The organism is Cellulomonas sp. McL0606 (assembly GCF_058248365.1).
Genome location: NZ_CM177779.1, coordinates 958,768 through 971,817, shown reverse-complemented (window position 1 = coordinate 971,817; position 13,050 = coordinate 958,768). Strand labels below are relative to the sequence as shown.

At 66.3% G+C, this 13,050-nt stretch carries 6 protein-coding genes, 2 rRNA genes and 1 pseudogene; 7 read left to right on the top strand and 2 right to left on the bottom strand.

The genetic code is table 11. The features are described 5' to 3' along the window. Window positions 1-163: 163 nt before the first annotated feature. From AC38ZX_RS04925 to AC38ZX_RS04895, 7 genes and pseudogenes are all read left to right on the top strand, one after another. Entirely contained in the window at window positions 164-1,534 is a 1,371-nt protein-coding gene (locus AC38ZX_RS04925) for an ABC transporter substrate-binding protein (protein ID WP_491296541.1), read from the top strand. Further along, complete coding sequence (locus AC38ZX_RS04920) at window positions 1,531-2,490, top strand: carbohydrate ABC transporter permease (RefSeq protein ID WP_491296540.1); 960 nt, start codon at window positions 1,531-1,533, stop codon at window positions 2,488-2,490. Before AC38ZX_RS04925 ends, AC38ZX_RS04920 begins: the two co-directional genes overlap by 4 nt. After that, complete coding sequence (locus AC38ZX_RS04915) at window positions 2,487-3,308, top strand: carbohydrate ABC transporter permease (protein ID WP_491296539.1); 822 nt, start codon at window positions 2,487-2,489, stop codon at window positions 3,306-3,308. The genes AC38ZX_RS04920 and AC38ZX_RS04915 overlap by 4 nt, the downstream gene beginning before the upstream one ends. 19 nt (window positions 3,309-3,327) lie before the next feature. Beyond that, window positions 3,328-5,793 carry a glycoside hydrolase family 2 protein gene (locus tag AC38ZX_RS04910; RefSeq protein ID WP_491296538.1) on the top strand — a complete coding sequence of 822 codons (2,466 nt, stop codon included), beginning with the start codon at window positions 3,328-3,330 and terminating at the stop codon, window positions 5,791-5,793. Window positions 5,794-5,842: 49 nt separating this feature from the next. Then, window positions 5,843-6,694 (top strand): LacI family DNA-binding transcriptional regulator, encoded by an 852-nt coding sequence (locus tag AC38ZX_RS04905; protein WP_491296537.1) that lies wholly within the window; start codon window positions 5,843-5,845, stop codon window positions 6,692-6,694. 64 nt (window positions 6,695-6,758) lie between these two features. Next, window positions 6,759-8,940: pseudogene (gene glgB, locus AC38ZX_RS04900) on the top strand (1,4-alpha-glucan branching protein GlgB). Window positions 8,941-9,014: 74 nt separating this feature from the next. Beyond that, on the top strand, window positions 9,015-9,365 hold the full coding sequence (locus tag AC38ZX_RS04895; protein WP_491296536.1) for a hypothetical protein: 351 nt from the start codon (window positions 9,015-9,017) through the stop codon (window positions 9,363-9,365). Window positions 9,366-9,420: 55 nt separating this feature from the next. Here AC38ZX_RS04895 and rrf read toward each other — a convergent pair. Next, window positions 9,421-9,537 (bottom strand): 5S ribosomal RNA (rrf, locus tag AC38ZX_RS04890). An 82-nt stretch (window positions 9,538-9,619) separates the two neighbouring features. Next, window positions 9,620-12,730, bottom strand: a 23S ribosomal RNA gene (locus AC38ZX_RS04885). Window positions 12,731-13,050 lie beyond the last annotated feature (320 nt).

Sequence of the window (13,050 nt, the reverse complement as noted above, 5' to 3'; positions counted from 1 at the left end):
GCCCCACGGTAGTTGTCGAGGCGCGGACATCGGTTTCGCCACGCGCTCTTGACTTACTTTATTCATCTATCTAAGAATGTCGCAAGGAGCAGCGCCGAACCCCCGGGCGCACCTCCCCCATGAGCCGGCACGCCGACGTGCCGTCCAGTCGAGAGGAACATCGATGTCCCGCATCCGACGCCGGCAGATCCTGGCCGCCACGGCCGCTGCCTCGCTCATCGCCCTGACTGCTGCCTGCTCGAGCGGGTCCGGCAGCGCCGACGCCTCGTCCGCCGACAGCGGCGCACCGTCCGGCGATATCACCGTCCTGACCAACCGGACGGACCTGGTCGACACCACGTTCGCGGACTACAAGAAGACGTTCGAGGCCAAGTACCCCGACGTCAAGGTCACGTTCGAGGCCATCACCGACTACGACGGTGAGGTCAAGACCCGCATGAACACCGACGACTACGGCGACGTCCTCATCCTGCCGACGGGTGTCGCGAACGCCGACCTGTCCTCGTTCTTCGAGCCGCTGGGCACCACCGACCAGCTGGGCACCAAGTACCGCTTCGTCAACGAGCAGGCCAACGGCGGCAAGGTCTACGCTCTCGCCACGTTCGGCAACGCGAACGGGATCGTCTACAACAAGAAGGTCTTCCGTGACGCGGGCATCACCGCCGAGCCGACGTCGACCGACGAGTTCATGACCGACCTCAAGGCGATCAAGGCCACGACCGACGCCGTGCCGCTCTACACCAACTACAAGGACGGCTGGCCGCTCACCTGGCCGCAGGGCCTCATGGGGGCCTACACGGGCGACAAGGACGCGCTGGTCAAGATGGCCAAGGACGACGCGCCGTGGACCAAGGGCCAGGAGAAGTACGAGGTCGACTCGCTGCTCTACGACGTCGCAGCCGCCGGCCTGATCGAGGCCGACCCGACGACGACGAACTGGGAGGACTCCAAGAACCTCCTGGCCACCGGCAAGATCGGCACCATGGTGCTCGGCTCCTGGGCGGTCCCGCAGATGCAGGACGCCGCCAAGACCGCGGGCACCGACCCGGCCGACATCGGCTTCATGCCGGCGCCGGTCGAGGTCGACGGCAAGCTTGCACTCCCCGGTGGGCGGCGACCGTCAGCTCGCGATCAACATCCACTCGAAGCACAAGGCCGCCGCGCGTGCGTGGTTCGACTGGTTCATCGACGACTCGGGCTTCTACCAGGTGGCCGGCGGCCTGCCGACCGTCAAGGACGCGCCCCCGTCGGACAACCTCAAGGACTTCGAGGCCACCGGGGTGCAGTACCTCGAGATGACTCCGTCGCCGGAGCTGTCGGACCGCAGCAAGGCCAGCGAGGTCGGCATCGACCAGCCGGACTACTACCGCGAGCTCATCGACGCCGCCCGCGGGGCCTCGGGGCAGAACAAGGACCAGATCTTCCAGCAGCTCGACTCGAAGTGGGCCAGCGCCAGCTGAGAACCGCCGGGCGGCGCGTCCCCTCGCGCCGCCCGGCCCTCCGTCCGCTCGCCCCACCCGAGGAGTCCCCATGACCGGTACGAGCCCGGTGGTCGACGCACCCCCGCCGACGACATCCCGGCGTCCGCGCCTCACGCTGCGTCAGGAACGGCCGGCCAAGCAGACGTCGCACGGCTGGCGGATCACGCCGTGGCTGTTCCTGATCACGCCGATCCTCTTCCTGGTCGTGTTCACGTACATCCCCGTGCTGAACATGTTCTGGTACTCGGTCACCGACTGGAACGGCCTCAGCACCACGAAGAACTTCGTCGGGCTGCACAACTACGTCGAGTTCTTCACGCGGCCCGAGCTGTTCAAGGTCTTCGTCGTCAGCCTCTACTACATCGTCGCCTCGGTCGTGCAGATCGCGCTGGCGCTGTACTTCGCGACGATCCTGAGCTTCAGCACCCGGTTCAAGAGCCTGTTCAAGGGGATCATCTTCTTCCCCAACCTGATCAACGGCGTCGCTGTCTCGTTCGTGTTCCTGTACTTCTTCCGCCCGGGCGGCACGCTCGACTCGCTCCTGAACGCGGTGGGGATCGGCTCGACGCCGCAGTGGCTCGGCAACCCGCACCTCGTCAACTACTCGCTGGCCAGCACGTCGGTCTGGCGGTACCTGGGCCTGAACTTCGTGCTCTTCCTCGGGGCGATCCAGTCGATCCCGAGCGGCATCTACGAGGCGGCCGAGCTGGACGGCGCCAACCGCTGGCACATGTTCCGGCACATCATCGCGCCGGGCATCAAGCCGATCATCAGCCTGTCGTTCATCCTCGCGATCGCGGGCAGCCTCGGGGTCTTCGAGATCCCGTTCGTCATGCTCGACGGCGCCAACGGGTCGGCCACCTTCGTCATCCAGACGATCAAGACGGCGTTCAACTTCAACAAGGTCGGTCTCGCCTCGGCCATGGCGGTGATCCTGCTGGTCCTCATCCTGCTGATCACCTGGCTGCAACGCGTGCTGGTGCCCGACGACAAGGTGGACCTGACATGAAGGCGGCGCTCGCCGGGACCGGCAAGTACACCAGCCTCGTGCTGGCCTGTGCGGCCGCGCTCATCCCCCTGGTCGTCATCCTGCTGACGTCCCTGAAGACGGCCCAGGACTACGCGACGAGCAGTCCGCTGGCGTTTCCCAAGCACGTCACGTTCGCCAACTTCGGCGAAGCGTTCACCAAGGCGCACATGGCCACCGCGTTCCTGAACACCACGATCATCCTCGTCGTCTCGGTGGCCGGGACGATCGTCATCGGGACCATGGCGGCGTACGCGATCGACCGCTTCGAGTTCCGGTTCAAGAAGGCCATCGTCGCGCTGTTCCTGCTCGCGACGCTGGTGCCGGCCGTGACCACCCAGGTGGCCACCTTCCAGGTGGTCAACACCCTCGGCCTCTACAACACGCGGCTCGCCCCGATCGCGCTGTTCATGGGCACCGACATCGTCTCGATCTACATCTTCGTGCAGTTCATGCGCTCGATCCCGGTGTCGCTCGACGAGGCTGCCACGCTCGACGGCGCCAACCACTTCACCATCTACCGCCGGGTGATCTTCCCGTTGCTGAAGCCCGCGATCGCCACCGTCGTGATCATCAAGGGCATCGCGATCTACAACGAGTTCTACATCCCGTTCCTCTACATGCCGTCGCAGCAGCTCGGCGTCGTGTCCACGTCCCTCTTCCGGTTCAAAGGACCGTTCGGCACCCAGTGGGAGGTGCTGTCGGCCGGCGCGATCATCGTGATCGTCCCGACGCTGGTCGTCTTCCTGCTGCTGCAGCGGTTCATCTACAACGGCCTGTCCGCGGGCGCGGTCAAGTAACCCTCTAGGAGCCTTCTTCATGGTCATCACCACCCTCGACCAGGGCTGGACGCTGCGCGCGGTGTCCGGTCCCGTGCCCGAGAGCATCGCCGGCCAGGTCGTGCCCGCGCACGTGCCCGGCACGGTGCACACCGACCTGCTGACCGCGGGCCTGATCGTCGACCCGTACGTGGATCTCGCCGAGACGGAGCTCGCGTGGATGCACCGGGTCGACTGGCGCTACGAGCGCCCGCTGGCGATCGAGCCCGCCGCCGACGACGAGCGCGTGGACCTCGTGCTCGAGGGTCTGGACACGGTCGCGACGATCACGCTCGGCGGTGTCGAGGTCGCCCGCACCGCGAACATGCACCGCAGCGACCGGTTCGACGTGCGCGCGCTGGCCACCGGCGAGACCGACCTCGTCGTCGACCTCGCCTCCGCCCTGACCCACGCCGAGCAGGAGGCCCTGCGGATCGGAGGCCGCCCCGGCGCCTACCCCGCCCCGCTGAACATGGTCCGCAAGATGGCCTGCAGCTTCGGCTGGGACTGGGGCCCTGACCTGCAGACGGCGGGCCTGTGGAAGCCCGCGTCGATCCAGCGGTGGCGGACCGCGCGCATCGCCTCGGTCCGGCCGCTGGTGACCGTCGCCGGGTCGACGGCGCGCGTCGCGGTGCACGTGGACGTCGAACGTTCGGGTCTCGACGAGCTGCCGGTGGACCTGCGCGTCCGCGTCGGCGACGTCGTCGCGACCGGCGCGCTCGCGGCGGGCGCGACCTCGGCCGTCCTCGACGTGACGATCCCCGACGCCGCGCTCTGGTGGCCGGTCGGCCACGGCGCGCAGCCGCTGTACGAGACCGACGTCGAGCTGACCGTCGCCGGCGAGCGGCTCGACGGCTGGCACCGCCGCATCGGCCTGCGCACCGTCGACCTGGACACATCGGCCGACGAGCACGGCTCGGCGTTCGTGCTCCGGATCAACGGCAAGCCCGTGTTCGTGCGCGGCGCCAACTGGATCCCCGACGACCACCTGCTCACCCGCATCACCCGCGAGCGCCTGAACCGCCGGATCGACCAGGCCGTCGGGGCCCACCTCAACCTCCTGCGCGTCTGGGGCGGAGGCGTGTACGAGTCCGAGGACTTCTACGACGTCTGCGACGAGGCCGGGATCATGGTCTGGCAGGACTTCCCGCTCGCCTGCGCGGCCTACCCCGAGGAGGAGCCCCACCGCAGCGAGTTCGAGGCCGAGGCCCGCGAGCACGTCACCCGCCTGAGTGCCCACCCGTCGCTCGTGATCTGGAACGGCGGCAACGAGAACCTCTGGGGCTTCGAGGACTGGGGCTGGCAGGACTCGCTCGAGGGCCGTTCCTGGGGTGCCGGCTACTACCACGACCTGTTCCCGTCGATCGTCGCGGAGCTGACCCCACGCGGCCCTACACCCCGGGCAGCCCGTCGTCCCCGGCGGGCGTCCACCCGAACGACCCGGACCACGGCACGCACCACGAGTGGGAGGTGTGGAACCGCGTCGACTACACCGCCTACCGCGCGGACATCCCCCGCTTCTGCTCCGAGTTCGGCTTCCAGGGGCCGCCCGCCTGGTCGACGCTGGAGCGCGCGGTCCGCAACGCCGACGGCGCGCCGCTCGAGAAGGAGGACACCGTCTTCCTGCTGCACCAGAAGGCCGACGACGGCAACGGAAAAGCTCGACCGCGGCATGGCCCCCCACCTCGGCGTGCCTGCTGACTTCTCCGACTGGCACTGGGCCACCCAGCTCAACCAGGCTCGCGCGGTCGCCCACGCCGTGACCCACTACCGCTCGTGGTGGCCGCGCACGGCCGGCGCGATCGTCTGGCAGCTCAATGACTGCTGGCCCGTCACGTCGTGGGCCGCGGTGGACGGCGACGAGCGTCGCAAGCCGCTGTGGCACGCGTTGCGCGCCTCCTTCGCCGACCGGATCCTGACCGTGCAGGTGCGCGACGAGCTCGAGGTGCTGGCTGCCGTCAACGACTCCGACGAGCGGTGGGTCGGCCCGGTCGCGGTGCGGCGCGAACGGTTCGACGGAACCGTCCTGGCCGAGGCCGTCTTGGTGCTCGACGCACCGGCCCGCTCGGTCGAGACCCTCGACCTGCCGGTCGACCTGCGCACCCCGGTCGACCCGCGCGGCGAGGTCCTCGTCGCCGAGCTGGGCGACGTCCGGACCGCACACACGTGGTCGGACGACGTCGAGCTCGACCTCGCGCCCTCCCCGGTCCGCACGAGCGTCGAGCGGGTGGCCGACGGGTACCTGGTGACGCTGACCGCGACGTCGCTGGCCCGCGACGTGACGCTGCTGGCGGACCGCGCAGACCCCGACGCCTGCGTCGACGAGTCGCTGGTGACCCTCCCGGCCGGCGCCTCCACGACGGTGCACGTCCGCTCGACGCGCACCGACCTGGCCGACGCGCTGGTCCGCACCCCCGTGCTCCGCTCCGCCAACGAGGTCTCGCGCACCCGGGCACCCGCCTCGTGAGGCGTCGAGGCTCGTGAAGCGGCCCGCGCCAACCACTAGGCTCGCGCGCATGACGCATCGCGCCGACGCTGTCGGGCTGGTGCTCGCACGGCCGGCGCGGATGCTCGGCCTCGAGCCGTTCTTCATGGAGCCCATCGCGGGCATGGAGGAGGTGCTGGCCACCGACGGCCGGTCGCTGCTGCTGCACGTGGTCAAGGACATGGACGCCGAGATCGCCGCGTACCGACGGTGGTCGGCGGGTGGCATGGTCGACGCCGTCGTCATCGTCAACCTCACCGAGCACGACCCGCGGCTCGGCGTCGTCACCGAGCTCGGCCTGCCCGCCGTGGTGGTCGGCGGACCCCGCAGCGGGTTCGGCTTCTCCAACGTCTGGATCGACGACGCCCAGGCCATGCGCGACGCCGTCGGCTACCTGGTCGACCTGGGCCACCGCCGGCTGGCGCGGGTCAGCGGTCCGGCGCAGTTCGAGCACACGCGGCTGCGCAGCGAGGCCTTCGTCGAGGAGTGCGAACGGTTCGGCGTCGACGGGACGATCGTCGAGGGCGACTACACCGACACGTCGGGCGAGCGGTCCACCCGTGCACTGCTGGGCCGGGGCGCCAACCCGACGGCGATCGTCTTCGACAACGACGTCATGGCCGTCTCCGCGGTCGGCGTCGCCGCGGAGATGGGTGTCACCGTCCCCGACCAGCTCTCTCTCCTGGCGTGGGACGACTCGGCGTTGTGCCGGTTGGCCAACCCGACCGTCTCCGCGATGAGTCTGGACGTGCAGGCGATGGGCATGCAGGTGGCGGACTGCCTGCTCAACATGCTCGCGGGAGGGCCCGTCACGGCGTACATGGCCCCGCTGCCCCGTCTGCAGGCGCGCCGCTCGACCGCCCGCGCGCCGTTGACCGCCTAGCTGTGGCACAGGTAACCCAGGCGACAGACCTGCGCAAACGTCCTCCGGGTGGTTGGGTAGGGGGATGAGCCCGGCCGCACCGTCCCCGGTCCCTGTCGACACAGACGTGCTGCGCAACGTCGCCTATGGCGTGTCCTACGCGCCTCATGACGTCCTGGGCCCGCACGCCGGCGGCAGTGGCATCACCATCCGCACGCTGCGCCCCCTCGCGGACGCGGTCGTCGTGGTCACAGCCACCGGTCGGATCCCCGCCCGGCACGAGCAGGACGGCATCTGGGTCGCGGTGCTGCCCGTCGCCGATGTGCCCGACTACCGGCTCGAGGTCACCTACAACGCCCTCACGACGGTCGCCGACGACCCCTATCGATTCCTGCCCACCGTGCAGGAGCTCGACCGCCACCTGGTGCGCGAGGGTCGCCACGAGACCCTGTGGACCGTCCTCGGCGCCAACGTGCGCAGCTACCCCGGCGAGCTGGGCGAGGTCAGCGGCACGTCCTTCGCCGTCTGGGCCCCGAACGCCCGCGCCGTGCGCGTGGTCGGCGACTTCAACTACTGGCAGGGCGCGTCGCACGCGATGCGCTCCCTGGGCGACAGCGGCGTCTGGGAGATCTTCGCGCCCGGCGTCCGCGCGGGAGCCCGGTACAAGTTCGAGATCCTCGGCCAGGACGGCTCCTGGCGGCAGAAGGCCGATCCCCTGGCTCGCGGCACCGAGGTCCCCCCCGCGACGGCGTCCGTCGTCATCGAGGAGGGCTTCGTCTGGAGCGACCAGGACTGGATCAACGCGCGCACCACCCGCGACCCGCACACCGCACCGATCAGCGTCTACGAGGTCCACCTCGGCTCCTGGCGCGTCGGCCTGTCCTACCGCGACCTCGCACACCAGCTCACCGAGCACGTCCTGGCCCTCGGCTTCACGCACATCGAGCTGCTGCCCGTCGCGGAGCACCCGTTCGGGGGCTCGTGGGGCTACCAGGTGTCGTCCTACTTCGCGCCGACCTCCCGGTTCGGCCACCCGGACGACTTCCGCTACCTCGTCGACACCCTGCACCGCGCCGGCATCGGCGTCATCGTCGACTGGGTCCCCGCGCACTTCCCCAAGGACGAGTGGTCGCTGGCCCAGTTCGACGGCACCGCGCTCTACGAGCACCCGGACCCCCTGCTGGGCGAGCACCCCGACTGGGGCACGTACGTGTTCAACTTCGGCCGGTCCGAGGTGCGCAACTTCCTCGTCGCCAACGCGACGTTCTGGCTCGAGGAGTTCCACGTCGACGGGCTGCGCGTCGACGCCGTCGCGTCGATGCTCTACCTGGACTACTCCCGCAAGCCCGGGCAGTGGCGGCCCAACCAGTACGGCGGCCGCGAGAACCTGGACGCCATCTCGTTCCTCCAGGAGGCCAACGCCACGGCCTACCGGCGGACCCCCGGCATCATGATGATCGCCGAGGAGTCGACGGCCTGGCCCGGCGTCACGGCCCCGACCGACGGCAACGGCCTCGGCTTCGGCCTGAAGTGGAACATGGGCTGGATGAACGACACGCTCCGGTACCTGACCGAGCAGCCGATCCACCGCCGCTACCACCACAACGAGATCACCTTCTCGATGGTCTACGCCTACTCGGAGCGGTTCGTCCTGCCCATCAGCCACGACGAGGTGGTGCACGGCAAGGGCTCGCTGTACGAGCGGATGCCCGGGGACCACTGGCAAGCTCGCCGGCGTCCGCCTCCTGCTCGGGTACCAGTGGACGCATCCCGGCAAGCAGCTGCTCTTCATGGGCAGCGAGTTCGCGCAGCAGACCGAGTGGGCGGAGTCGCGCTCCCTCGACTGGCACGCGCTGAACGACCCCGCCCATCAGGGCGTCATGCAGTCCGTCACGGACCTGAACCGCGTCTACCGCGAGACACCGGCGCTCTGGCAGCTCGACCACAGCCCCGACGGGTTCGAGTGGATCGACTCCGACGACGCGTTCCGCAACACCCTCGCCTATCTGCGTAAGGGGGTCGGCGTCCCACCGGTCGCGGTCGTCGTCAACTTCGCGGGCATCCCGCACGAGGAATACCTGCTGGCGCTGCCCAAGAGCGGAACCTGGCGAGAGATCTACAACTCGGACTCCGTCGCCTACGGCGGATCGGGAGTCGGCAACCTCGGCCAGATCCAGGCCGAGGACGTCGAGCACTACGGCCGCCCGGCATCCGCCTCGATCCGCGTCCCCCCGCTCGGCGTCGTCGTCTTCGAGGCCGCCGACTGACACCCCGCGGGAAGGGGTCCGACGCAGCCGGCACCGTTCATGCCGACGCACGCCCATCCGCACGCAGCACCCCCGTGCGCTCGCGGACCTCAGGAACGGCAGCGCTGGTCACGCTCGGTGCCGCGGCCGTACTGGCGATCGTCATCGGCGCCGGGTGCGCGGTCGGTACGTGGACGACGACGACGTATGCGGACAACGGCGATCGATGCGCCAGCGCTCTGCACTTCCATCCCGGCTCGAGCTACCTGATACACGGCGGAGAGATGTCCGATGCCGCCCGCCGCATGATCAGCGACCAGTGCGACGCGAATGGCGCGGACGCCTGGCACTCAGGCTGGTTCCGCCTGAGCGCGGGGCTGCTCGTTGCGCTGGCGGCAGGCGGCTCGCTGGCAGTGGCCGCACGACGTCGGCCGGCCGCCGTATGAACACGCCGTAGAAACAGGAAAAGCCACCCCCGGAGGGGTGGCTTTCCTGAATGATGTCCGGCGGCGTCCTACTCTCCCACACCCTGGCGAGTGCAGTACCATCGGCGCTGAAGGGCTTAGCTTCCGGGTTCGGAATGGGACCGGGCGTTTCCCCTTCGCTATGACCGCCGTAACGTTGTCGAGTTGTCAAACGGGTTCCCGTTCGTCTCTCGGGAACCGCACAGTGGACGCGTAGCACATTGACTTGAATGAATGTGATGAAGTTGTCGGCTTATTAGTACCGGTCAGCTGCGAGGGTCTTTCGTCCCCTCTTCCACATCCGGCCTATCTACCCAGTGGTCTAGCTGGGAGCCTCTCGGGGATCAAGTCCCCATGGAAACCTCATCTTGAAGCAGGCTTCCCGCTTAGATGCTTTCAGCGGTTATCCCTTCCGAACGTAGCCAACCAGCCGTGCTCCTGGCGGAACAACTGGCACACCAGAGGTTCGTCCGTCCCGGTCCTCTCGTACTAGGGACAGCCCTTCTCAAGTTTCCTGCGCGCGCAGCGGATAGGGACCGAACTGTCTCACGACGTTCTAAACCCAGCTCGCGTACCGCTTTAATGGGCGAACAGCCCAACCCTTGGGACCTACTCCAGCCCCAGGATGCGACGAGCCGACATCGAGGTGCCAAACCATGCCGTCGATATGGACTCTTGGGCAAGATCAGCCTGTTATCCCCGGGGTACCTTTTATCCGTTGAGCGACGGCGCTTCCACAAGCCACCGCCGGATCACTAGTTCCGACTTTCGTCCCTGCTCGACCTGTCAGTCTCACAGTCAAGCTCCCCTTGTGCACTTGCACTCGCCACCTGATTGCCAACCAGGCTGAGGGAACCTTTGAGCGCCTCCGTTACATTTTAGGAGGCAACCGCCCCAGTTAAACTACCCATCAGGCACTGTCCCTAGTCCGGATCACGGACCGAGGTTAGATATCCAGAGCGACCAGAGTGGTATTTCAACGTTGACTCCACCGACACTGGCGTGCCGGCTTCACAGTCTCCCACCTATCCTACACAAGCCGCACCGAACACCAATACCAAACTATAGTAAAGGTCCCGGGGTCTTTCCGTCCTGCTGCGCGTAACGAGCATCTTTACTCGTAGTGCAATTTCGCCGAGTTCGCGGTTGAGACAGCGGAGAAGTCGTTACGCCATTCGTGCAGGTCGGAACTTACCCGACAAGGAATTTCGCTACCTTAGGATGGTTATAGTTACCACCGCCGTTTACTGGGGCTTAAATTCTGAGCTTCGCCTTGCGGCTGACCCGTCCTCTTAACCTTCCAGCACCGGGCAGGCGTCAGTCCGTATACATCGTCTTGCGACTTCGCACGGACCTGTGTTTTTAGTAAACAGTCGCTTCTCCCTGGTCTCTGCGGCCCTTCACGCTCCCCGAGCAAGTCGGTTCACGCTTCAGGCCCCCCTTCTCCCGAAGTTACGGGGGCATTTTGCCGAGTTCCTTAACCACGATTCTCTCGATCGCCTTGGTATTCTCTACCTGACCACCTGAGTCGGTTTGGGGTACGGGCGGCTAGAACCTCGCGTCGAGGCTTTTCTTGGCAGCATAGGATCACCGATTTCCCGCATTCGCGGTCACTGTCAGCTCTCAGGCTTCACGAGGTGCGGATTTGCCTACACCTCACCCTACGACCTTAGACGTGGACTACCATCGCCACGCTCGGCTACCTTCCTGCGTCACCCCTGTTAATACGCTTACCTACTACCGGTTCGGGTCACGCGCTCTACACCACGGTGTCCCCGAAGGGACGATGCGGTGCTTCGGGCGTTTAGCATCACCGGGCTCGGTATGGGCGGTTCTTCGCCGGTACGGGAATATCAACCCGTTGTCCATCGACTACGCCTGTCGGCCTCGCCTTAGGTCCCGACTTACCCAGGGCGGATTAGCCTGGCCCTGGAACCCTTGGTCATTCGGCGGACGGGTTTCTCACCCGTCATTCGCTACTCATGCCTGCATTCTCACTCGTGTGGGCTCCACCGCTGGGTTCCCCCGCGACTTCACTGCCCACACGACGCTCCCCTACCCATCCACACGCCTGAACCACGAAGGCTTAGCGATGTGTGAATGCCACAGCTTCGGCGGTATACTTGAGCCCCGCTACATTGTCGGCGCGGAATCACTTGACCAGTGAGCTATTACGCACTCTTTCAAGGGTGGCTGCTTCTAAGCCAACCTCCTGGTTGTCTGTGCAACTCCACATCCTTTCCCACTTAGCATACGCTTAGGGGCCTTGCATGGTGGTCTGGGCTGTTTCCCTCTCGACTACGGGAGCTTATCCCCCGCAGTCTCACTGCCACGCTCTGGCTTACCGGCATTCGGAGTTTGGCTAACGTCAGTAACCTGGTGGGGCCCATCGGCTATCCAGTCGGCCTCTTACCTCCGGCAAGAAACACGTGACGCTGCACCTAAATGCATTTCGGGGAGAACCAGCTATCACGGAGTTTGATTGGCCTTTCACCCCTAACCACAGGTCATCCCCCAGGTTTTCAACCCTGGTGGGTTCGGTCCTCCACGCGGTCTTACCCGCGCTTCAACCTGCCCATGGCTAGATCACTCCGCTTCGGGTCTAGAGCACGCGACTGAGACGCCCTATTCGGACTCGCTTTCGCTACGGCTTCCCCACACGGGTTAACCTCGCCACGTACCACTAACTCGCAGGCTCATTCTTCAAAAGGCACGCTGTCACCCCTGCTAGGGAGGCTCCAACGGATTGTAGGCACACGGTTTCAGGTACTATTTCACTCCCCTCCCGGGGTACTTTTCACCTTTCCCTCACGGTACTTGTCCGCTATCGGTCACTAGGTAGTATTTAGGCTTACACAGTGGTCTGTGCAGATTCACTCCAGGTTTCTCGGGCCCGGGTACTTGGGATCCCCTTCGGGAGGCCACGCCATTTCGTCTACGGGGGTCACACCCTCTGTGCCGGGCCTTTCAATGCCCTTCGACTATGACGCGACTTTCTGACTCCCTGTCGGATCGGCAGATCCAACGGAAAGGTCCCACAACCCCGTGCACGCAACGCCTGCCGGCTTGAACACGTACACGGTTTGGCCTGATCCGCTTTCGCTCGCCACTACTCACGGAATATCTCTTCCTGGCGGTACTGAGATGTTTCACTTCCCGCCGTTCCCTCCACACACCCTATATATTCAGGTGCGGGTCACACGACATGACTCGTGCGGGGTTTCCCCATTCGGACATCCTCGGATCACGGTTCGTTTGCCAACTCCCCGAGGCTTATCGCAGGCTACAACGTCCTTCTTCGGCTCCTAGTGCCAAGGCATCCACCCTGTGCCCTTATAAACTTGACCACAAAGATCATTCAAAAAGATGCTCGCGTCCACTGTGCAGTTCTCAAGCTACGACCGGTACTGACACCCTCACCCCAGCGCCTACCCCCACCACCAACACCTTGCAGCGTTGATCGCCTGAGCGGTTCGACCGAGCGGTACCAGCCCGCAGTCCCCCGAACCCGCCCCACGCTCGCAAGCGCAGACCCAGATCCGTAGCGACCCTGAACGAACAACCTTCCGGCTGTTCCCTCAGGACCCAACAGCGTGCCCAGCCGACCCCCAACCCCAGCAGCCACCGTTCCCACCCGAACCCCGAAGGGTTGCGGCGTACTAGGCGC

Coding starts and splice junctions, on each gene's coding strand:
- AC38ZX_RS04925 (WP_491296541.1), top strand. CDS start 164: ATGTCCCGCATCCGACGCCGGCAGATCCTGGCCGCCACGGCCGCTGCC.
- AC38ZX_RS04920 (WP_491296540.1), top strand. CDS start 1,531: ATGACCGGTACGAGCCCGGTGGTCGACGCACCCCCGCCGACGACATCC.
- AC38ZX_RS04915 (WP_491296539.1), top strand. CDS start 2,487: ATGAAGGCGGCGCTCGCCGGGACCGGCAAGTACACCAGCCTCGTGCTG.
- AC38ZX_RS04910 (WP_491296538.1), top strand. CDS start 3,328: ATGGTCATCACCACCCTCGACCAGGGCTGGACGCTGCGCGCGGTGTCC.
- AC38ZX_RS04905 (WP_491296537.1), top strand. CDS start 5,843: ATGACGCATCGCGCCGACGCTGTCGGGCTGGTGCTCGCACGGCCGGCG.